The organism is Paenibacillus aquistagni (assembly GCF_900177815.1).
Taxonomy (GTDB): Bacteria; Bacillota; Bacilli; order Paenibacillales; family Paenibacillaceae; genus Paenibacillus_B; species Paenibacillus_B aquistagni.
Genome location: NZ_FXAZ01000003.1, coordinates 155,309 through 177,132 on the forward strand (window position 1 = coordinate 155,309; position 21,824 = coordinate 177,132).

Sequence of the window (21,824 nt, forward strand, 5' to 3'; positions counted from 1 at the left end):
GAGAGGTACGGGAATATCGCAATCGAAAGTGTTTAAGAGAGTACAACGATGGCTACCATGAAAAATGGATGACGAATGACAAGTAGGAGTTGATTAAGGCTGTGAAGTGGCAGGAGAGTCTAGACATAGAGGCTAATATTGAGACAATATGGCGATTATTTGGATGGGATCAACAGCAGCGCATCATGCCTCAAGTAGTTGAGAATAAGCTCATTGAAGAGAAGGCAGGAGGCGTTGGCACGAGAGTTCAACAAAAATATCAGGAAGGAAAGCGGATCGAAACCTACATTGTAGAAGTGTTGGAGCATGAGGATACGAACGAGAAGAAGCACCTGAAAATTGAGTTCGAGTTGGCAAAAATGTTTAGGATTCACGCCGTTTTTACACTATATAAGTTGGATGAACGGCTAACTCGATTTGAGTACGGAGGGACTAATGAAGGGCTGAACTTCATTGGAAAGCTAATGATGAAGCTAGGTAGTTCGAAGAGGAATCAGCAAGTGGTGGACGACTTTATGAATCGGGTTAGACAAGAAGCGCTGAAGGATGAACTTCAAGCTGTATAATGGATCCTGCAAACGTTAATGAAGTCGAAGCCATTCGAAAAAGTACTTAAGGCTTTAATAGCGCATCAGCGCATAAAAGTTCAAAGTGGTACTGTACCCCTCTAGCACTTAGAAATAGAAAGTGTGAGCAGCCTTGTGTCCAATCGCCAGGGCTGTTCCATGTGTTCCATCCTAGTGTTCAGCCTTCTTCTTTGCGGCCTCTCCCTCTTTTTTCTGCTCGAACAGACAATTTTTGCGCCGTGAATCTGTCCAATCTCATTACCTATAACAATATTTGTTGAAAAAAAACTCTCTAACGTTTTATAATGAAGGTGTAATTCTCCAAAATAAAGCAAGCATTTTGCCTATTGTATCGTGTAGAAATGAGGGATGAGAATGGCAAGAGTTGGATCGAAGCTCCAATCATCAAATTCGCTATTGATGATATCTAGCATATATACGTCTTTAACCAAGACGGAGAAGAAAGTTGCCGACTATGTGAAAGAGAACCCTGAAGATACGGTGCTGGCTACGGTGACGGATCTCGCGGAGAAGGCAGGCGTCGGAGAGACTTCGGTCATCCGCTTCTGTCGAAAGCTTGGCTTTAGGGGCTTCCACGAATTCAAGCTGTCTGTAGCGCAGGATCTGGTTGATCGGCCGCCGTCTGTGATGAGCACTGAGATTCACGAAGAAGATGATATGTATACCGTGGCGCGCAAGCTGACGCTGCAGCATGAGATTCTGCTTAAGAATACGCTTGATCTCGTCAATGTGGAGCATCTAAGCAAGGCCGTGGATCAACTGCTTGCGGCTAGAAAAATCATTATTTATGGTGTCGGCTCATCCGGAATAACGGCGCTTGATCTTCATTATCAGCTCATGCGGCTTGGCATGAATGTTGAGGCCCATCGGGATTCGCATATTATTGCAATGACGGCATCTCTGCTGAAGGAAGGGGATCTGGTGTTTGCGATCTCTACTTCTGGCAGCACGCGCGATATTGTCGATCCGGTGAAGGAAGCAAAGAAGAACGGTGCGCAAGTGATCTGTCTCACGGGACATCTGCGATCTCCAATTGCTTCTTATGCAGATACGGTGCTGTTAGTATCTGCGCGCGAAAGGCCGACAGAGGGTGGAGCTTTGTCCACGAAGTTTATTCAGACGTACATGCTGAACATGCTGACAACCATCTTATCGATGAAGAAGGCGGATGCCGATCTAGCGCTTAATGCGACAGCGATCTCCGTAGCTGACAAGCTGTATTAAGACACGCGCGGGGACACCCGCTGGGGAAGGAACCGCTGCGCTTCAGGACAGCCAAGCACAGCGTATAGCGGAATCGCAGGACCTAGCTGAAGGGAGAGCAGTCATTCATGACCTATGCGATTGGTGTGGATATAGGCGGAACGAAAGTGCAGTTTGCGATAATTAATAGACAGGGGAGCATTGTGAAGCGGCATTTGGTTCCTACGGAGGCAGACAAGGGGCCAGAACAGCTTCTGGAGAAGGTGGAAGCGGGGATAGACCGCATGATCGCCGCAATTGGACAATCAGAGCATATCGAAGGGATCGGCATTGGCAGCGCGGGGCAGATCCGTTATTCCGATGGCTCGGTATGGTATGCGGGCGAGACGCTTCCGGGTTGGAGCGGAACGCCAATTAAAGAGCGGATAGCTGAGCGCTTCCCTTACCCTGTAACCGTCGATAATGACGTGAATGTCATTGCGATAGCGGAGAAGCGGTATGGCGCTGCGCAGCAGATGGAGCACTTTGTGTGCCTGGCGCTCGGGACAGGCATAGGCGGCGCGGTTATGGCGGCGGGACAGCTTGAGCGAGGAGTATTCGGCGGTGCAGGGGAGCTTGGACATGTCTCGGTGGACATGAATGGCCCGGCATGTGATTGCGGCAATCAAGGCTGCATTGAGCAGTATGCCTCCGGGACAGGCATCGCGAGAATCGGGCGTGAAGTGATTCAGCAGGCAGCGGCTCCTATCGCTTGGGAGCCTAATGCCAAGGCGATTATTGCGGCTTGGCTTCAAGGCGATGCGGCCGCCACCCAGGTGATGGAGCTTGTCATCCAAGCATTGGGCACGGCTATCGCAGGCTATATTCACAGCTTCAATCCTGAAGGGATATTGATCGGCGGCAGTGTATCCCAAGCAGGGGAGCGCTTCTTCGAGGCGCTCGATCAGGAGGTTACAGCACGCACCTCTCCTGTTATGCGAGCTGCATGCCGGATTGTGCCTGCGCTGCTGGGGCCTGATGCGGGTGTCATTGGAGCCGCGGCACAGGTGTGGCATCATCCATCTTGGAAATAATCAATTGTAAACCTCAAAGCGCACAAGAGAAGGAATGGGAGGAGCAACCAAGAGAGCAATAGGGAAGCAACAGGTGAGCAACAAGATGAAGCACGGAGGGCTGCGTGATGCAGCCCTATTTGTGCTGTCTTGTTGTGCTTTCTTGTTTCTCGTAATGACCGTTAGCGTAGAATTTTTTTCTAAAGATCAACTCAGGGCTTGATTTCTTTTTTGATAGTGAAGAGATCAAATGAAATGAAAATAATGGAGTTTTTCTCCAAAATAACGCTATCCAAGGATTGACAAAGAAATAATTATCCATTAGATTTTTATTAGGAGGATTAATTCTCCAAAATAAATCATAGCTTAGATTAACAATCATGCAGGAGGGTGAGTCATTTGAACAAGAGCAACAAACGAGCGCTGCCAGTATTGCTTATACTTACCGTAATCCTCACAACAGTATTAAGCGCATGTTCGACAGGGGGCAAGGCTTCAAGCGGTACAGAGGACGGCAAGGTCGAGATTCAATTTTGGAATTCCTTTGCAGGGGACTCCAGCAAGCCGTTAGAGGCTGCTATAGCGAAGTACAACGAGAGTCAGGATAAGATCTTCGTGAAGGTGCTTAGCAATCAAGATCCGCAAAAACAATTGACAGCGATTTCAGGAGGCAATCCGCCGGATCTTGTACTGACGCAGTGGAACAACATTGGACCATGGTCAGCTGCTGGGGCGGTGAAGCCGCTGAAGGAGTTTATTGACAAGGACGGATTTGACACCGCTCAGATTATCCCTGCGGCACTTGACCGTATGAAGGTGAAGGATGACATCTATGGCTTCCCGATCTCCATGAGCATGGCGAACAAATTGTTCTACAACAAACAGGCATTGGAAGCTGCAGGCTTAACAGCTCCGCCAGAAACGCTTGAGCAGATGATGGATTATGCGAAGAAGCTCACCATTAAGGATGACAAGGGCAATATTACTCAAATGGGCTTTATTCCCGATTATCCGTGGATTGATAACGTATTCTGGCCGATTATCTTCAACGGCTCCTGGGATGATGGCAATGGCAAGCTTACAGCCAATCAGCCAGCCAACGTGAAGTCAATCGAGTATCAAGCAAGATTCTATCAAGAATTTGGTCAGGAAGGCATTGATAAGTTCAAGTCCGGCATGGGCAAAATGGAGACCCCGCAGGACCCGATTCTGACCGGCAAGCTTGGGATGATGATCGGCTGGGAGAACTGGTATGTAGATAATCGGGGAGAAGGCAAGGAGATTGGAGTAGCCCCATTCCCTTATCCAGAGGCTCAGCCTGAGCTGAAGAATGCGGGTATGGTAAGCCCAATTGCGATGTTCATTCCTGCCAAGGCGAAGTATCAGGACGAGGCTTGGGAAGTGATGAAGTATCTCTTAAGCGAAGATGTACAGATCGATTACAGCATTGAATATGGTTCTATTCCTGTACTGCTTAAGGCGCTTGATAATCCTAAGCTGACGGAGAATGAGAAGACGAAGCCGCTGTGGGATTATTATGAAAGTGCTAAGAGCCCGAATTTGAAAGGGTTTCCAAACAGCATCTACATCAACGAATATTTGCAGGCTTTGAATGAAGAGACCGAAAAGGCATTGAAAGGCCAGCAGTCCGCGCAGCAGGCGATGGATATCGTGGTAGAGAAGATGCAGCCGGTTGCAGATAAAAATAAATAATAGGAACAGCAGGTGCAGGGAATGAACTCCCTGCCCTGCTTGTATCTCTCTTGTGAGGTGAGAAGGGTTGTCTTCATTACAAGCGAACACAGGCATCAAGAGTAGAGAGAGAAAGCGGCTCTTAATCGGACTCTTGTTTATCAGCCCTTGGATATTTGGCTTTCTCGTATTTCAGCTGTACCCCATCATCATGTCTCTCTATTACAGCTTCACGGAATATAACTTGTTCAATGCCCCAGAATGGGTAGGGCTGTCCAATTATATGGAGATGACGAAGGACGCCAAGATGTATCAATCGCTTTATAATACGATTTTCATTACGATATTTGGCTTCTTTCCTCAGCTCATATATGCACTCGGTATTGCACTCTTGCTTAATCAGAGTGTTAAGGGCCTTTCCATTTACCGCACCATATACTTTTTACCGACGCTTGTACCGGCAGTAGCCAGCTCCTTGCTGTGGATGTGGCTGCTCAATGCACAGTATGGCCTCATTAACCAGGCGCTTGGCGCAATCGGGCTGCCTGAGCCGAATTGGCTTCTAGACGCCAATTGGACGAAGCCATCGCTGATCTTCATGGGCTTCTGGGGAACCGGAACGACGACGATTATGTATTTGGCTGCGCTGCAGGAGGTACCGAAGATGTATTATGAGGCTGCCTCCATTGATGGTGCAAGCAGATGGCGCAAGTTCTGGCATATTACGCTGCCAGCCATCTCGCCAATGACCTTTTTCCTGATCATAATGGGCCTGATTGGGTCCTTTCAATATTTCTCGCAAGGGTATGTATTCGCTGATTCCAGCGGCCAGGCGATCGGCGGTCCAAGCAACTCCATTCTGTTCTACGCGATCTATCTGTTCCAGAATGCATTTGTCTTCTTGAAGATGGGCTATGCTTCAGCAATGGCATGGCTGCTGTTCGTCGTTGTGTTGATTCTCACACTCGTTGTATTCCGCAGCTCTGGCAAATGGGTGTTCTACGGGGGGGATAAATAATGGACCAGCGCTCCTTAGGCAAAAGAATTGCCCCGCACCTTATCCTGATCCTGTTTGGACTAATGTTCCTGGCTCCATTTGCCTGGCTGCTGTTAACGACATTCAAGTCGGAGGAAGAGATCTTTGTCATTCCCGTGCAGTGGTTCCCTTCAGAGCTGATATGGGATAACTACTTGAATGCAGTCAGCATGATTCCGTTTGTCCAATACACAATGAACACGGTTATTATTGCCCTGCTCAGTGTAGCTGGTGTCGTGGTTATATCGCCACTGGTTGCTTATGGCTTCTCAAGAATTGACTTCAAGGGCCGTAACGTCTTGTTCATCTTCATGCTCAGCACCTTGATGCTGCCGATGCAGGTTACGATGATTCCACTCTATGTGATGTTCAACAACCTAGGCATGCTGGATTCTTATTGGCCGCTCGTGCTGAGTGCATGGTTTGGCACAGGGATTGCCTACAACGTATTTATGATTCGCCAGTTTTTCAATGGCATTCCCTATGAGCTTACTGAATCAGCGCGCATCGATGGAGCATCCGAATTCCGCATTTATTCTCAGATTGTTCTGCCGCTCGCCAAGCCGGCACTGCTAACGATCGGCTTGTTTACCTTCTTGAACGCTTGGAGCGACTTCCAAGGACCGCTCATTTACTTGAACAATCAGGATAGCTGGACGCTGTCGATCGGGCTGAAGCAGTTTATTCGTGAGAACAGCGTCGCTTGGGGACCTTTGATGGCTGCTGCGACTTTGTTCACTGTACCGATCATCCTGATGTATTTCTTCGTACAGAAGAAATTTATTGAAGGGATTTCGATCACAGGAATGAAATAACACTCTGATTGCCAAAAAGAAAGAAGATAGGAGTATTCATGATGAGACAGATGATTACAAGGAGAGGGCTGGTTGTTTCTTGTCAGGCCTATCAAGGCGAGCCGCTGTTTGGAGCAGACCATATGGCAGAAATGGCCTTAGCCGCTGAGCTCGGCGGAGCGATCGGCATACGGGCCAACGGGACAGCGGATATCGCTGCGATAAAACAAAAAGTGGATATTCCTGTGATTGGGCTTGTGAAGCAGCAGATTGGAAATGGTCCAGTCTACATTACCCCGACTCTGCAAACCGCCATAGCGGCTTATGAAGCTGGGGCGGATATCGTGGCCATTGACGGTACGGGGCGTGAGCGCCCAGATGGCAAGACGCTGCAGGAGGTCGTAGAGGCTCTGCATCATCGCAATATTGCGGTAATGGCAGACATTTCTACCGTAGAAGAGGGCTTGTATGCTGCTCAGCTTGGGGTTCAGTATATCTCAACAACGCTGTCAGGCTATACTCCTTACAGCCCGCAGTGTGTGGAGCCTGATATTGAGCTGGTCCGCAAGCTTGCTCAGAAGACCGCTATTCCCGTTGTTGCGGAAGGAAGATTCCGCAGATCTATGGATATGGTTGAGGCGCTTGAGGCGGGGGCGCAATTTGTCGTGGTAGGCAGCGCAATAACAAGGCCGCAGTTCCTGACGGAGCATTATTGGAAGGCCATGCAGGATACCGTGAAGCTCTAATTCTTTACTACCTATTTTTCTATGCAGGTATACAGCAAGTCACAATCCTTTTGCAAAGGGGGTGAGAGCCCTTCATTCTGACCCGGTGTTAACCGAGACTTACCATCTTTCATGGAACGAAAAAGATGATAGGAGTCGCTTTTAATGGAGTGAATAAAGGAGGAATATGATGTTGTTGTCGATGAAAAAATGGGTACCATTCGTGTTAGCTGCGCTATTAATGGTCTCGCTCCTGCCTGCTGTGAAGGCAGAAGGAGCATCTGCATCCGCAAGTTCCACTAACTACTATAACCTTGCTCCCCAGTCCACTTATACGTGGTCTGAGGCGCCGGAGAGCGCGTATCCTGATCCAGGAAACAAGCTTACAGACGGTGTAATTGGGAGTACCTTTGTATTAGATCCGGCGTGGGTAGGACATATTCGCAAGCAGGCGCGCGAGATTGAATTTGATCTTGGCGCATCCAAGTCCATTGCAAGCATCAAGGTGCATTTTCTTCAGGATTGGCCGTCTTCCGCAATTTTATTTCCTTTGACGGTATCGATGTATGTGTCAGATGACAAGGAGCATTGGGCACTGCTCTCACATAAAGCAACGGAAAAGCTGTGGGTGGATGGCCCGCCTGTTGACCAATATTATACGTGGGATGGGAGTGAGGATGGCATTGCTGCCAGCTCGACGGGAGCTGAGATAGCCTATGCCCGCTATGTCAAGGTGGTGTTTACCATGCATACCCGTGCATGGAGCTTCATTGATGAAGTAGAGATTATGGGGGCTGACGGCAAGCTTGCTGGAGCACAGACTATCCCGCCTTCCCCTTACGATTATCAAGTGACCGGTGCGGATACGGCGGGAATCAACAATCTGACTTTGCTGTATAACGGCCATTACAGCAACGGGGATGGAGATTGGACGAAAGAGACCATTATGCCTCATATCAGCTATGTGGATAATCAAGGCGAGCCGCTCGATTGGATGTTTGACGGTGTGCTGTATCTCGGCCTTTTTTCGCCCAATGGTAAGTCCTTTGACGGCTCGGCTACGGTTCAGGAATGGAATTGGTATCTGAATAAGACCTTTGCTGCACAGGGAGATATGCATCAATTGAATGAAGCGGCAAAAGAAGTCGGCCAGAAGCTAGGCGACCCGAATCATAAAGTGAAGGTGGTCGTGATGATTCCAGATCCGGGCGAATACTTAACGGACTTTGGCGATGTGGACGGCGATGGTCAGTCTGAGAACTTCAATGCCGGTCAGGTCGGCATGGAGCAGGCGATGATCAACCGCAAGAAAGGAGTTAGCTGGTGGATTGATCAAGTGGAAGCGCGCTGGGCGCAAGCGACCTATTCCAATCTGGAGCTGTCAGGCCTGTATTGGCTGTCTGAACAGGTGAGCACAAGCAGCATCGGCCCTGAGATGCTGGAATCGGTCAGCGGCATGGTCCATGCAAAGAACATGAAGCTGTTCTGGATTCCTCACTTCTTGGCCTATAAGAGCTACATGTGGCAGGATGTCGGCATCGACGCTGCCGCCTTCCAGCCGAATTATTTCTTCGAAGAGATGAGCGGTGATCGTATCGAGGATGCTGCGAAGACAGCAAAACGCTACAATATGGGCGTCGAAATCGAATTCGACAGCCGACTGCTGACTGAACCGGACATCTTCCGCCAGCGCTATATTGAATATTTGGATGGCGGCGTGAAGTACGGGTATATGGGAAGCCCATTCAAGGCGTATTATCAGGGCAGCGGACCTGTGCTGAGAACAGCCGCTCTTAGTCAGGACCCTGATACCCGAATTCTGTATGACTGGCTCTATCAGTTTGTGAAAGGGACGTATGTGCTCAATTCCGGCAGCTCCGCTGCGCTCAAACAAAGTGTGGAGCGATTCGAAGCCGCAGGCGAGTTCAAGAATCATGGCGCGGCTCGCTCGCTAACGGCGAAGCTCGATTCAGTGATTCGCTCTGAGCAGAAGCAGCAGACCAATCAGGCGGTCGAGCACATGAATGATTTTGTCGAGCATCTTCACAGTAAGCAGAAGAGTGGACATATCTCGGGAAAAGCCTACCAGCAGCTGTTCAATACGGCTCAATGCTGGCTGTCCAACCATCAATAGTCACTTTTTGCAAGCTATCTCTCCATCGAGGGATAGCTTGTTTCGTCTTTATAATCTCTTATTATATGGGGGAACAATGCCTTGACACATACAGCTCTGATTCCAGATCTGTTGCTGCTAATAATGCTGGAATAAGATCACTTGCTTCAATTGCTGCAATTAGATCTCTTCATAAGATAAGATCAAGTTGTCCGTGTATAATAAGTAGTAAACATTAGAGCGCTTAAAGCACTGCCGCTTGAGGGAGGCCGGCATGAAGGGTTTAACGAAGAAGATTGCAATGGAGATCGTGCGCCGCACGATGCAGGTGATTGGATATAACGTGAACGTCATGGACCAGTATGGCCGCATTATCGGTTCAGGGGACCCGAAGCGCGTGGGGCAATCTCATGAGGGGGCGCTGCTTGCCATTAAGCGCCGAGGACGCTTTGAGATTGATGAAGAGAGTGCGGCAAGGCTGCAGGGCGTGCTTCCCGGCACGAATCTCGTCATTGAATTTCAAGATGAGGTTGTGGGCGTTATTGGCATCACGGGAGACCCGAAGGAAGTGACGAAGTACGGTGAACTCGTCAAGATGACAGCCGAGATGTATCTTGAGCAGATGAAGCTGCTGGAGCAGGCGCAATGGGACAAGCGGATGAAGGAGAATTTCTTGTTGTCCGTCGTAAGCAGTGATGAATCACAAGCAGCGAGCTTGAGGCATCAGGCGCAGCAGATCGGCTTTAAGGTCGATTTGCCCCATGTGGCCTGCATCATGGAATTGGTCGATCACAGCGAGGACGAGGCGATGACGACATTGAAGCGGGTAGCCGATCTGCTGGAGGGACGGCCTGCCATTTCGCTTATTGCCATTCGCAACTCGCAGCAGGTGGTGCTTATTAAGGAGAAGCTGCATGAGCGCATGCCCCATTCTGACATTTGCGAGGGCATCCATCAGATTAGACGATGGCTGGATACGAAGGAGATCTCCCCAATGCGCATTGCGGTAGGCCAATCCTTCACAGGCATCCAAGGCATGATGACATCCTTTCAATCGGCGGAGGATGCGATGCGAGCCGGTCGGGCGATATATCCTGAGGAGCCGGTCTACTATGCCTCGGATATGCCGATGGAGACCTTTATGGCTCGAATGGACCCCAGCTGGATGACCGAGGAATTGATGCAGCGATGGGAGCTGTTTGTTGAGGAAGATCGCAGCGGAGAGCTTCGCCAAACCTTGGAAGTGTATTATATGGAGAATGGCGAGCAGCGGCGCATTGCAGAGAAGCTTATGATCCATCGCAATACGCTCCGCTATCGTCTTCAGCGCATTACAGAGCTAACGGGCAAGGACCCAAGGCATTATCAGGAGCTGTTCCTGCTCATGAGTGCTCGCTGGCTGTACTTGTTGAATCAATCCCGCTGATCCGATAACCCTTAGTTGAAGAATCGCGTGGACAGGAATTGCCTATTGGAGGAGGAGAAAATGATGAAGCATTCTTCGTGGATCGTGAATCCGAGCCCGCATCCGGAAGCTTCGGTGCGGCTCGTCTGTTTGCCTTATGCTGGTGGAAGTGCTGCCGTCTATCGGCCGTGGCTTCGCGCGTTCCCAAGTCAGGTAGAGGTGGTGGCCATCCAGCTGCCTGGTCGCGGAGGAAGGTTTAAGGAGTCGCTATATGATCAAGCCGATGAACTGGTTAACGCTCTATTTAGAGACTGCCAGCACTATTTCGCAGAGAAGCCATTGATCTTATTTGGACACAGCATGGGAGCTATGCTTGCTTATGAGCTTGCGCTTAAGCTGGAGCAGTGCCTGCCTGGCATGCTGAGGCATCTTATTGTTTCGGCATTTCGCGGAGAACAGCGTCCGCCTTCGCCCAAGGTGCGTCACCTCCTTTCAGATCTAGAGCTGAGGGAGGAGCTGAAGCATCTGAACGGAACCCCGCCGGAGCTTCTACATAACAAGGAGCTTATGGAGCTGTTTGTGCCTATTATTCGGGCAGATATGAAGATGTGTGATACGTATCGCTTCGATGAGCGTGTGCTTCACACGGGAATAACGGCATTCGGTGGAGTACAGGACCCTGAAGTGAGCGAAGCTGAGCTAGAGGCATGGTCCAAGCGGACAGAGGGAGCATATGAGCTGAAGATGTATCCCGGCGATCATTTCTTTTTCCAGCAGGATGAACAATCCTTTCTTCAGGAACTGAACCAGATTGTAGAGCGGCTTCACTTACATCGGGTGTAGAAGATCAGGTATAGACTGAACCCCATCTGAACATAGAAATTCATTCGCATAATAACCACTTCGATCACGTATTTCTTATCCTTAACATCTTAGCTGCGAAGCGTGGCGGCGCGCCATTTTCTCTTGAGAAGTTGCGCGTCCGTAAACTGCATGATGCCACTCGAAACATTCACTTCAATCTTTTTGTTGGCAACAGCCATCCGTTGTCATTTTAAGAACTGTTCATTTGCACAAAAAATGACGAAAACAAAACCGAAATATTCATTTATTTGCCTAATGAAACGCTTACAAAACCAAGCTAAAGTATAGGTATGAGCTCATCCAACAATATCGTTGCTTGAAATATACAAGAGAAAAAACTTGGGGAGGAATCGCTCATGACGGTTACTGTAAGCGTTTTAGGCGCACTGGCAGCATTGGTTGTGGCCATTGTTCTTATATTGAAAAAGGTGCCTCCGGCATATGGGATGATGATTGGGGCCCTCGTTGGGGGATTAGTTGGCGGTATCGGCATGGTCGATACGATTACGCTTATGATGGATGGAGCCAAGGGCATGATTCCCGCGGTGCTCCGGATCTTGGCGGCAGGTGTGCTGGCAGGGGTATTAATTGAGTCCGGCGGTGCGAAAAAGATAGCCGAGACGCTGGTGCAAAAGGTGGGCGAGACGCGGGCATTGCTGGCGCTGGCCTTTGCAACGATGGTGCTCACGGCGGTTGGTGTATTCATCGACGTTGCGGTCATTACGGTGGCGCCGATCGCTTTGGCGATTGCTCAGCGCGCTCATCTGTCCAAGATGGCAATTCTGCTCGCTATGATTGGCGGCGGGAAGGCCGGTAATATTATGTCGCCGAACCCGAACGCTATCTCAGCAGCAGATGCCTTCCACGTGCCATTGACGTCCATTATGGCGGCAGGCATAATTCCAGCAGTATTCGGCCTTATCGTCACTTATTTGATAGCTAAGCGCTTGTCCCATAAGGGAAGCATGGTGGAGGCGTCCGAGGTGACAACCGATGAGAATGAGCAGCTGCCAAGCTTCTTCGCCGCTATTCTGGCTCCTGTCGTTGCGATTGTATTGTTGTCCCTTCGCCCGATTGCAGGCATTGTCATTGACCCTGTCATTGCGCTGCCTGTCGGCGGGATCGTCGGAGCCATCGCGATGGGCCGGATCAAGCAGCTTAATCAGTTTGCCGTCTTTGGTTTAGGCAAGATGACGGGTGTAGCGGTCATGCTGATTGGTACCGGAACTCTAGCAGGCATTATTGCCAACTCTCAGCTCAAAGATGTCATAATTAACGGGCTGACGGCATCTGGATTGCCAGCTTATCTGCTTGCACCGATTAGCGGTGCCTTGATGTCCTTGGCTACGGCTTCTACGACAGCAGGTACGGCAGTTGCGAGCTCCGTATTCGGCACGACCATTATGGAGCTTGGTGTTGCTTCGCTTGGAGCGGCTGCTATGATTCATGCAGGGGCGACGGTATTTGACCATATGCCGCACGGCAGCTTCTTCCACGCGACAGGCGGCAGCGTCAATATGCAGATGAAAGAGCGCCTTCGTCTCATTCCTTATGAGACAGCTGTTGGTTTGGTGCTTGCCATTGTATCGACCTTGGTATTTGGCGTATTCGGCTGGTTCTTGTAATGGTTCTCGATCATGGATTCGATTTGGTTTAGATAAAGATGGATACAAGACGGATACAAGATGGGCAGATCAGATGCTCTTCAATAGAGAAAAGCTAAGCGGGAGACAGGAGAAATTGAGGTTAAGGGAGTGGGGAGAATGAAGTTTGTATTAGCTCCGGATTCATTCAAAGAGAGCATGACAGCATGGGAAGCGTGTGAGGCCATGGAGCGCGGATTGCGAACGGTATTCCCCGATGCACAATTCGTGAAGGTTCCGATGGCTGACGGTGGAGAAGGAACCGTGCAATCGCTCGTCGATGCAACAGGGGGCCGTGTGGTACAGTGTGAGGTTACAGGGCCGCTCGGCAATAAGGTGACAGCCTTCTACGGCATTCTTGGAGATGGGCGCACCGCTGTGATTGAGATGGCAGCGGCATCTGGATTAGCCTTGGTCCCTAAGCATGAACGCAATCCACTCCACACAACGACACGGGGAACCGGAGAGCTCATTCTTCATGCTTTGGACCAAGGAGTAAGCTCGATCCTCATGGGGCTCGGAGGCAGTGCCACGAACGATGGTGGAATGGGCATGGCACAGGCACTCGGATACCAATTCCTTCGGGAGGATGGAAGCGAGCTTGGTTATGGCGGCGGCGCCTTGAGCGAGCTCAGCCGAATCGATGCAAGCCGTGTAGATCCAAGGCTGCAAGAGCTTCAGGTTGTCGCGGCTTGTGATGTGGACAACCCGCTGACTGGCAAGCGAGGAGCTTCTGCCATCTTCGGCCCGCAGAAAGGAGCCACCCCTAATATGGTGGAGCTGCTCGATGCAAGCCTTGGTCATCTGGCAGATGTCATCGAGCGGGATCTGAACATGCAGGTGCGTGATACGGCTGGTGCAGGCGCAGCCGGCGGACTTGGCGCAGGCGTGATGGCTTTTCTACAAGCAACCCTAAAGAGCGGCGTGGATATTGTGATTGAAGCAACAGGTCTTGCGGACAAGCTGCAGGGAGCAGATGTCGTACTCACAGGAGAAGGCCAAATGGACAGCCAGACCGTATACGGCAAGACGCCGATAGGCGTAGCCAAGACAGCCAAGCTGTCGGGTGTGCCGGTCATTGCGCTTGCAGGCTCTCTTGGCACAGGTGTAGAAGCCGTACACGAGCATGGCATAGATATGATATTCTCTATTGTGCCAGGCGTATGCACAATAGAGGAGGCCTTGCAGAATGCGTCACTTAATATGGAGCGCACAGCACGCAATGTAGGGGCGCTGATAAGCTTCGGCAAGTCATAATGGTGTCAGCCTTGGTTGAGGCTTGAGAAGAACTTAAGAAGTATAACGTTAAGCGATTGGTCTAACTGGCGATATGCCGGGATCAATCGCTTTTTTGCCGAAATGAAATATTCATGCTTGCAGGGGCGCTCGGTAGGGGAGCGCATGATAGCAGCGATTAACGCTCTACAAATCTGAATCTCTTGACTTCAAGATATATGCGTGATATATTTATCTCGAATTAAAGATAATTTATTTGTAAGTAAATCGCCGCAGGATCTGCTCCTTTTCATCGAGTGAGTCTTGTAGGGCAGGGAATCTTAAGGTATACATCAACAAGGTGCAGCTTCTTCATCTGAGTCGGCATCTATGAATAGGAGGAATCCACTATGAACGGATTAAAGGGAATTCACCATGTAACAGCTATAACCAGCAGCGCAGAGAAAAATTATGAATTTTTCACCTATGTCCTTGGCATGCGTCTCGTCAAGAAGACTGTCAATCAGGACGATATTCAGACCTATCATCTCTTCTTCGCCGATGATCGGGGCAATGCAGGTACCGATATGACCTTCTTTGACTTCCCTGGCATTCCGAAGGGAACTCATGGCAATGACGAGATCTATAAGACGTCCTTCCGTGTACCGACGGATGCTTCTCTGGATTACTGGGTGCAGCGCTTTGACCGCTTGAATGTGAAGCATACCGGTATTCAAGAGGTATTCGGCAAGCAGACATTGTCCTTTGTTGACTTTGACGATCAGCAGTATCAGCTGATCTCCGATGAGTTCAACAAGGGCGTAGCCTCAGGTACGCCTTGGCAGAAGGGGCCAATTCCTCTTGAGCATGCCATTACAGGCTTGGGCCCGATCTTCATTCGCACTTCGAATTTTGAATTTTTCAAAGAAATGATGGAGAAGGTGCTGTTGTTCAAAGAGGTTGCCTCAGACAAGGATCTTCATCTGTTTGAGGTGGGCGAGGGCGGCAATGGGGCACAAGTTGTCGTTGAATCCAACAATGTGCTGCCACAGTCTCGTCAAGGATTCGGTACGGTTCACCACGCTGCCTTCCGTGTTAAGGATCGGGCCGTGCTGAATGAATGGATTGAACGCATGGAGAGCTTTGGCTTTCCGACCTCGGGGTATGTGAATCGTCACTTCTTCGAGTCGCTTTATGCTCGTGTGGCACCGCAGATTCTATTTGAATTCGCTACAGACGGTCCCGGATTCATGGGGGATGAGTCTTATGAGACGATGGGTGAAATTCTTTCTTTGCCTCCATTCCTAGAACCTAAGCGTGCGGAGATCGAGAAGATGGTCCGTCACATTGATACCGTGCGAAGCACCAAGGAATTCAATAAGGAGTAAATTTTTTTATAGGAAAAATATTGCTGGATATACTAACAAATATCCCATTCTGGAGGGATTTCTTCCCCAAAGGAGTGGGATTTTTTTCTATAAAAAATAGATTCTCATTTTTCGTTTAATTCATTTTAAGCTAGGGTATAGTGTATAGAGCTTTAAAAAAGGTGGTAACTAGATGAGCAATGAACAAAAAAAGAAACAAATCGGTTCGGTCTTCTATTGGACCGTTGGTATCCTTGCCGCATTAATTGTGCTTGGTGTAGGAGCCCCTCAATTTTTAGAATCCTTCACGGCAAATATTCAATCCTTTATTACAACCTCCTTAGGATGGTATTACTTAATTATTGTCTCCGTGTTTGTAGTTGTATGCTTGTACCTCATCGTCAGCCCTTACGGCAAGATCAAGCTCGGCAAGCCGACAGACGAACCTGAATTCAGCTACATGTCATGGTTTGCTATGCTGTTCAGCGCAGGGATGGGAACGGGACTTCTATTCTGGGGAACAGCTGAACCGATCTCTCATTACGCCATTCAATCGCCGACAGGAGAAGTCGGCACGAATCAGGCTGCATTGGATTCAATGCGCTATGTATTTTTCCATTGGGGCATCCATGCATGGGGCATCTATGCGCTGGTAGCCATCTGCCTGGCCTTCTTCAAGTTCCGCAAGGATGCGCCCAGCACGATCAGTGCCACCTTGTCCCCGATTATGAATGTAACTGGGGTGAAAGGGAAAGTCATTGATATCATTGCTATCATTGCTACCGTTACGGGGATTGCGACCACGCTTGGATTTGGCGCAGCACAGATGAACGGAGGCTTAACCTATCTGTGGAATGTGCCCTATACGTTTTGGGTGCAGCTTATTATTATTTTTGCAGTGACGATTGTGTATCTAACCTCAGCTACGACCGGCCTGGACAAGGGCATCAAGATTCTGAGCAATGCCAACATGATTCTGGCACTGCTGCTGCTCATGTTCTTTATGTTCTTTGGTTCCACGGTATATTCCCTGAATCTATTTACGGATACGATCGGAAAGTATCTCCAGCGCCTGCCGGAAATGAGCTTTCGTATTTCACCATTCAACGAGGAGAATCGAAATTGGATTAACAGCTGGACGATCTTCTATTGGGCGTGGTGGATGGCATGGGCACCGTTTGTCGGAACCTTCATTGCAAGGGTCTCTCGCGGCCGAACCATTCGCGAATTCACCATCGGTGTGCTCCTCGTGCCGTCTGTCGTCGGCTTCATCTGGTTCAGCTTCCTTGGGGGAACGGCCATCGAGATGGAGATGACAGGTGTGGCGGAGCTTGCTCAGCTGTCTACGGAGCAGATGCTGTTTGGCGTACTGGAGCATATGCCGTTCAGTCTGATTACTTCTGTGCTGTCTATAATTTTAATCGCCTTTTTCTTCATCACTTCTGGAGATTCGGCTACTTTCGTGCTGGGCATGCAATCGACAGGCTCACTTAACCCTTCCACGAAGATTAAGCTCACATGGGGGATTATGCTGTCTTTGATTGCGATTGTGCTCTTGTATTCCGGCGGTCTGCAGGCTTTGCAGAATACGATGATCATCGCTGCTTTGCCGTTTTCCATCATTATGATACTCATGACCTTTTCCTTAATCAAGGCACTCAGTGAGGAGAAAGAGGATATCGACAAGGCTCGCTTGAAGAAGCTGCAGCATCAAACGTATAAGCATCAGAAGCATCTCATTATGGATGAGATCAAGGAAGAGAAGCGCAAGATTGAGATTAAGCGAAAAGAAGAGCTGCATGCAATGGAGCTGCGGCGCAAGAAAGAACTCGCTGAGCTTGAGCAGCGCATAAGCGATATGGAGTCTAACGATTAACAAAAAACGATTCCGAGGCGGACGATAGGGGGGCCTTCGGAATCGTTTTTTGCGTTTATAGCAGGCAGCCCAATTGAAGTAGGGAGCTGCCTGCTATACGGATCATGGGTTAGCTGCCGCAAGCAGGCCGGCTGGTCACAATCGTCATAAGAAAGGGGGCCTTAGGACTCAGATTCTACAGCGCGCTCTGCATGCTTGCGGATTAATGAGATCTGACCCGCATGTATGCCGGTATGATACATGAGCCTGCCGATGGCTTCTATTGGGGTAGAAGGGCCCATTGGGGAATTCTTCGGCTCATGCCAGGCTTCTTCGGAGAGGCGATTCATCCCCTCGACAAGGTGAGTATAGGAGGCTTCAAGCAGCTGCATGAGCTCTTGATGATTCGTGAACGCATGCTCGCTTGCAGCAGCGCCTCGGTTCGTTAGAAGCTTAAGATCCGCGGGCATGGGCTGCTCGAAGAACCATTCTGCAAACATATACTCCACTTCGGCATTGTGGCGAAGCATGTAGCCGATGGATGCAGGCCCAATTCGAAGCGGCAGCTCTTCTTCGGCAAGCTCCTTGGCCGTCTTGTGGAATCTCAGCTGCAGCGCATCCCATACGGGGATGATCGCTTGACATGTATGCATACGAATAACCTCCTATTATGGCTGAGCGATCAGAACAAACTATTATTTGTCCGAGGATTGACCATGTCCGTCTCTAGCGATATGCAAGAACGTATCGGCAGTCAGATCAATATCGAACGCTTGCCCGAAGCCGGCTACATATCTTCCCTTGGAAGGAGTCAATTCAAACAAAGAGAAATCGAGGGATCTCAGCATATTCATCATGTTCTTATTGAACTGGCGATCGAATTGCGCAAATACCTCTTCATGGCCATCGTTGCCAAGATTGCAAGCAGTGCAGATGAAGCGCGCGCGCTGTCGTGCAAATAGATTCGGCGTGCTCGCTTCATCTTCGATCAGCATGACATCCACTGCGGAATTGGCTTCAAGATGACGATAGTGATTCGCAATCTTGCTGATATAGATATAGAACTTCCCGTTCTGGTTCACAAAGGGCGCATAGGAGATGAAGGGCTGGCCTTCCTCGTCTAAGGTGCTTAACATTACCGTCTTCAAGCGGCTGGCAAAGTCCAAATATTGAAATTTCATCGTTTCTAGATCCATCGCCTTCATCCACATTCCCCATTTCTATTTCATTTTGTGCAGCACATGAATGCGCGGGTGCTCGCTGTCCGTTCGTGTATCGATCTCGGTCTCCACTCCGTATACACGCCGAATGAGCTCTTCTGTAAATACTTCGCTTGGTCTGCCGTAGCGCTCGATGGTGCCTTGTTGGATCACGCATACCTTGTCGCTGTAAGTGCTGGCATGATTAAGATCATGAAGCACCATGACGACAGTCAATCCAAGCTCTTGGTTCAGTTGGCGAACCAGACCAAGGACTTCAAGCTGGTGTCCGATGTCTAGATACGTTGTCGGCTCATCAAGGAGCAGCAGCTTAGGTCGCTGTGCCAGAGCCATAGCGAGCCATGCTCGCTGCGCTTCTCCTCCAGACAGAGAAGCCATCAGTCTATCCTTATAACCGGTCATGCCGGTTTTGTCTAATGCCCATGCAATGATCTCATAGTCCTTGTGATCCAAGCGCTCATACCACTTCTTATGTGGAGAGCGGCCATAGCCGACAAGCTCCTGAACGGTCATATCCGCAGGACTGATATTCGCCTGACAGAGCATGCACATCACTTGCGAGACATGCTTCGCTGTCATTTGGGCAAGATGCTGGTCCGCGATGCAGACCTGGCCGCTGACACAAGGGAGCATGCCGGATACTCCCTTTAGGATCGTCGACTTGCCAGAGCCGTTTGGACCGATGATGGACACGATCTCGCCTTCTTCCACCTCAAGCGAGAAGTCTTGAACGACAGCGCGTTCCCTGAATTCCATGCGAAGAGAGTGAATCTTAAGCATGCTATGCTCCTCCTTTGCGCATAAGATAGAGGAAATACGGCCCTCCTGCCATCGCCATCACGATGCCCGCCGGAATCTCAAGCGGACTGAATACCGATCTTCCGATTGTATCCGCAATAATAAGGATGACTGGGCCAAGCATGAGGCTGAGCGGCAGACTGTACTTATAGTCCGATCCGATCACCATCCGAGCAATATGAGGAACGATTAAGCCAACGAATCCCACGAGTCCGACCTTGGCTACGGATACTGCCGCTAGAAAGACGGCCACAAAGGAAAGGGTGAAGCGCACCCGATTCAAATTCTGTCCCAGGTTGTGGGCGGTCTGTTCGCCAAGCCGTAGAATATTAGCTTGGCGAATGCATAGAATCGCCATGATCCAGCCGGCTGCGGAATAGGGCAGGATCGCATATACATCGGCCATGCTCTTGCCGGACAAGCTCCCATTCATCCATTGAAGGGCTGCGGGCAGCTTGTCGCTGTACAGGATGGACAGCAGGCCAATGACTCCGCCGAAGACAGCATTGACAGCCACGCCAGACAAAATGATGCGTATCGGGGTTATGCCGGTCTCCTTCTTCCACGCCCAAATATAAACCATCGCGGCAGCCACCGTTCCGCCTGCAATGGCAGCCAGGGGGATGAGCCCCGTATATTGCGGCATGACAAGGATGATGAACAGCACGGTTACGGCGGCGCCGCTTGAGACCCCCGTTAAGCCAGGGTCAGCTAGCGGATTCATCATGACCGCCTGCAGCAGTGCTCCTGAAGCGGCCAGATTCGCGCCTATCAGGAGCGCCAGCAGCACACGCGGAATTCGAATGTCCCAGATGATGGTGTTGGCTGCATCTGTTCCCTTGCCAATCAATGTTGTCCATGTCTCGGAAGGTAAGAAGCGCACACTGCCAATTCCGATCGCCAAGATGATGCAGATGACGAGCAGCACAGCGATGGTGCCAAGCAGGAGTGCTTTTTCCGTTGTTGGCTTGCTGGCCATATCTTTGCCTCCGAATTAGTTGTACAGAATGTTTGCCATTTCTTTATAAGCATCAGGTGCTTTTACGAGGGAGGCGATGCCAAACAGGTTATAGTCCAGCGTCTTCAGCTTCCCATTCTGGAAGGCTGCGAGCTTCTCCCATGCGCCGTTCTTCTTCACATCTTCCTCGAACTTCTGAGCGACAGCGGCGGGATCGCCGTGAGCAACGAGCAGAATGACATCCGGATTAGCGGTCACGATGCTTTCCATATTGAGCGGCACGTAGGTCTCGGTCTGCTTCAGCACATCCGATAATACATTGGCTGCGCCTAGATTGTGGGCGATGCTGCCTGCAAAGGTATTGTCATTCATCACCATCAAGGACTCGGCTGATCCAAATAAGATCATAACCTTAGGAGCATCTTTGCCTTTGGACGCTTCGATGGCTTCAGCTTCCTTCTTGGCAAAGTCCTCAAGCACTTGAGTGGCCTGCTCTTCCTTGTTGTACACGCGGCCGAGCACTGCTGTGGACAGCTTGAGCTCATCCAGCGAGTCCGCAGGAAGATATGCTGCAGGGATGCCGGCAGGCTTCAGCATTTTATCGATGCTGTCCTTAATCGATGCAGGCGCCAGCACGATGCTGGGCTCAAGCTTCGCAATTTGCTCTAGATCGGGCTGATGGGAAGAACCGACACGCGGTACTTCTGTATAAGCCTCAGGCAGTGTGCTCTTCGTTGTCGGTACACCAGTCAGTTCAAGCTTAAGGGCATCAAACAGCTCGGTGATGGATACAGAAAGGGTGATGGATTTGGCAGGGGTACCCTCGCTAAATTGGCTGGCAAGCTCTTGAAGCTTGGCTTCATCGACTTGAACAGCAGGAGCAGCATTCTCTGCCTCTCCAGCAGGTTGGGATGAAGATTGACTGGCTGCTGGCGTAGAAGCCGTTTCTTGCTGACCGGTTCCCTCGGACAATGAAGTCGTTGAATTGGCTGTGCTGCATGCTGCTAAAGATAATAAGATCAAGAACATGCATGCGAGCTTCGCACCTTTATGACACATTGGAATTCCCCCAAATTTGAATAATCTACTGATAACGATTCTCATTATATAGATATTGATAATCATTATCAACTAGTTTTTTGAGAATTTTTTTTAGAAATGGAAAGATTCTGGCTTGAGCAGCTGGATGGCTTTCCCTCTCCTTTCTGGCGTGGAAATATCGACTCCACGCTTGTGTTCCCAGTCAAGTTTTGGGACAATAAGGTACAGATTGTCTATATAAGATGCTATTGCATCT

General features: G+C 49.9%; 19 protein-coding genes. 14 read left to right on the forward strand and 5 right to left on the reverse strand.

Annotated elements, in window-relative coordinates; all coding sequences use genetic code 11:
• The first annotated feature begins 101 nt into the window (after window positions 1-101).
• The 14 genes from B9Y93_RS12180 (at window position 102) to B9Y93_RS12245 (ending at window position 17,572) form a co-directional block, all read left to right on the forward strand.
• Window positions 102-566, forward strand: a complete 465-nt coding sequence (locus tag B9Y93_RS12180; protein WP_085494699.1) for an SRPBCC family protein — start codon at window positions 102-104, stop codon at window positions 564-566.
• A 375-nt stretch (window positions 567-941) separates the two neighbouring features.
• Window positions 942-1,811: a MurR/RpiR family transcriptional regulator gene (locus B9Y93_RS12185; RefSeq protein WP_085494700.1), complete on the forward strand. Its 870-nt coding sequence runs from the start codon at window positions 942-944 to the stop codon at window positions 1,809-1,811.
• Window positions 1,812-1,918: 107 nt separating this feature from the next.
• The gene (locus B9Y93_RS12190) at window positions 1,919-2,863 is read left to right on the forward strand and encodes an ROK family protein (protein WP_085494701.1); all 945 of its coding nucleotides are present in this window, start codon (window positions 1,919-1,921) and stop codon (window positions 2,861-2,863) included.
• A 378-nt stretch (window positions 2,864-3,241) separates the two neighbouring features.
• The gene (locus B9Y93_RS12195) at window positions 3,242-4,555 is read left to right on the forward strand and encodes an ABC transporter substrate-binding protein (protein ID WP_244903386.1); all 1,314 of its coding nucleotides are present in this window, start codon (window positions 3,242-3,244) and stop codon (window positions 4,553-4,555) included.
• A 67-nt stretch (window positions 4,556-4,622) separates the two neighbouring features.
• Window positions 4,623-5,552, forward strand: coding sequence for a carbohydrate ABC transporter permease (locus B9Y93_RS12200; protein WP_085494702.1), 930 nt, complete (start codon window positions 4,623-4,625; stop codon window positions 5,550-5,552).
• Window positions 5,552-6,385, forward strand: a complete 834-nt coding sequence (locus B9Y93_RS12205; protein WP_085494703.1) for a carbohydrate ABC transporter permease — start codon at window positions 5,552-5,554, stop codon at window positions 6,383-6,385. The genes B9Y93_RS12200 and B9Y93_RS12205 overlap by 1 nt, the downstream gene beginning before the upstream one ends.
• A gap of 41 nt (window positions 6,386-6,426) precedes the next feature.
• Window positions 6,427-7,110, forward strand: a complete 684-nt coding sequence (locus B9Y93_RS12210; RefSeq protein ID WP_085494704.1) for an N-acetylmannosamine-6-phosphate 2-epimerase — start codon at window positions 6,427-6,429, stop codon at window positions 7,108-7,110.
• Window positions 7,111-7,279: 169 nt separating this feature from the next.
• Entirely contained in the window at window positions 7,280-9,223 is a 1,944-nt protein-coding gene (locus B9Y93_RS12215) for a DUF4855 domain-containing protein (RefSeq protein ID WP_244903387.1), read from the forward strand.
• Between the two features lie 253 nt (window positions 9,224-9,476).
• A complete protein-coding gene (locus B9Y93_RS12220) occupies window positions 9,477-10,628 on the forward strand; it encodes a sugar diacid recognition domain-containing protein (protein WP_085494705.1) in 1,152 nt (383 codons plus the stop codon).
• Window positions 10,629-10,691: 63 nt separating this feature from the next.
• Window positions 10,692-11,450: a thioesterase II family protein gene (locus B9Y93_RS12225; RefSeq protein WP_170936498.1), complete on the forward strand. Its 759-nt coding sequence runs from the start codon at window positions 10,692-10,694 to the stop codon at window positions 11,448-11,450.
• 377 nt (window positions 11,451-11,827) lie between these two features.
• Complete coding sequence (locus B9Y93_RS12230; RefSeq protein WP_085494707.1) at window positions 11,828-13,096, forward strand: GntP family permease; 1,269 nt, start codon at window positions 11,828-11,830, stop codon at window positions 13,094-13,096.
• A gap of 138 nt (window positions 13,097-13,234) precedes the next feature.
• Entirely contained in the window at window positions 13,235-14,371 is a 1,137-nt protein-coding gene (locus B9Y93_RS12235; protein WP_085494708.1) for a glycerate kinase, read from the forward strand.
• 368 nt (window positions 14,372-14,739) lie between these two features.
• Complete coding sequence (locus B9Y93_RS12240) at window positions 14,740-15,717, forward strand: ring-cleaving dioxygenase (RefSeq protein WP_085494709.1); 978 nt, start codon at window positions 14,740-14,742, stop codon at window positions 15,715-15,717.
• 172 nt (window positions 15,718-15,889) lie between these two features.
• A complete protein-coding gene (locus tag B9Y93_RS12245) occupies window positions 15,890-17,572 on the forward strand; it encodes a BCCT family transporter (RefSeq protein ID WP_085494710.1) in 1,683 nt (560 codons plus the stop codon).
• A 161-nt stretch (window positions 17,573-17,733) separates the two neighbouring features.
• Here the strand turns inward: B9Y93_RS12245 and B9Y93_RS12250 are convergent, their stop codons facing one another.
• The 5 genes from B9Y93_RS12250 to B9Y93_RS12270 are packed head-to-tail and all read right to left on the reverse strand — an operon-like array spanning window position 17,734 to window position 21,586.
• On the reverse strand, window positions 17,734-18,204 hold the full coding sequence (locus B9Y93_RS12250; RefSeq protein ID WP_085494711.1) for a DinB family protein: 471 nt from the start codon (window positions 18,202-18,204) through the stop codon (window positions 17,734-17,736).
• A 42-nt stretch (window positions 18,205-18,246) separates the two neighbouring features.
• A complete protein-coding gene (locus B9Y93_RS12255) occupies window positions 18,247-18,756 on the reverse strand; it encodes a HugZ family pyridoxamine 5'-phosphate oxidase (RefSeq protein WP_085494712.1) in 510 nt (169 codons plus the stop codon).
• Window positions 18,757-18,771: 15 nt separating this feature from the next.
• On the reverse strand, window positions 18,772-19,551 hold the full coding sequence (locus tag B9Y93_RS12260) for an ABC transporter ATP-binding protein (protein ID WP_085494713.1): 780 nt from the start codon (window positions 19,549-19,551) through the stop codon (window positions 18,772-18,774).
• Between the two features lies 1 nt (window position 19,552).
• The gene (locus tag B9Y93_RS12265; RefSeq protein ID WP_085494714.1) at window positions 19,553-20,548 is read right to left on the reverse strand and encodes a FecCD family ABC transporter permease; all 996 of its coding nucleotides are present in this window, start codon (window positions 20,546-20,548) and stop codon (window positions 19,553-19,555) included.
• Window positions 20,549-20,563: 15 nt separating this feature from the next.
• Window positions 20,564-21,586 carry a helical backbone metal receptor gene (locus B9Y93_RS12270; RefSeq protein ID WP_085494715.1) on the reverse strand — a complete coding sequence of 341 codons (1,023 nt, stop codon included), beginning with the start codon at window positions 21,584-21,586 and terminating at the stop codon, window positions 20,564-20,566.
• Window positions 21,587-21,824: the final 238 nt, after the last annotated feature.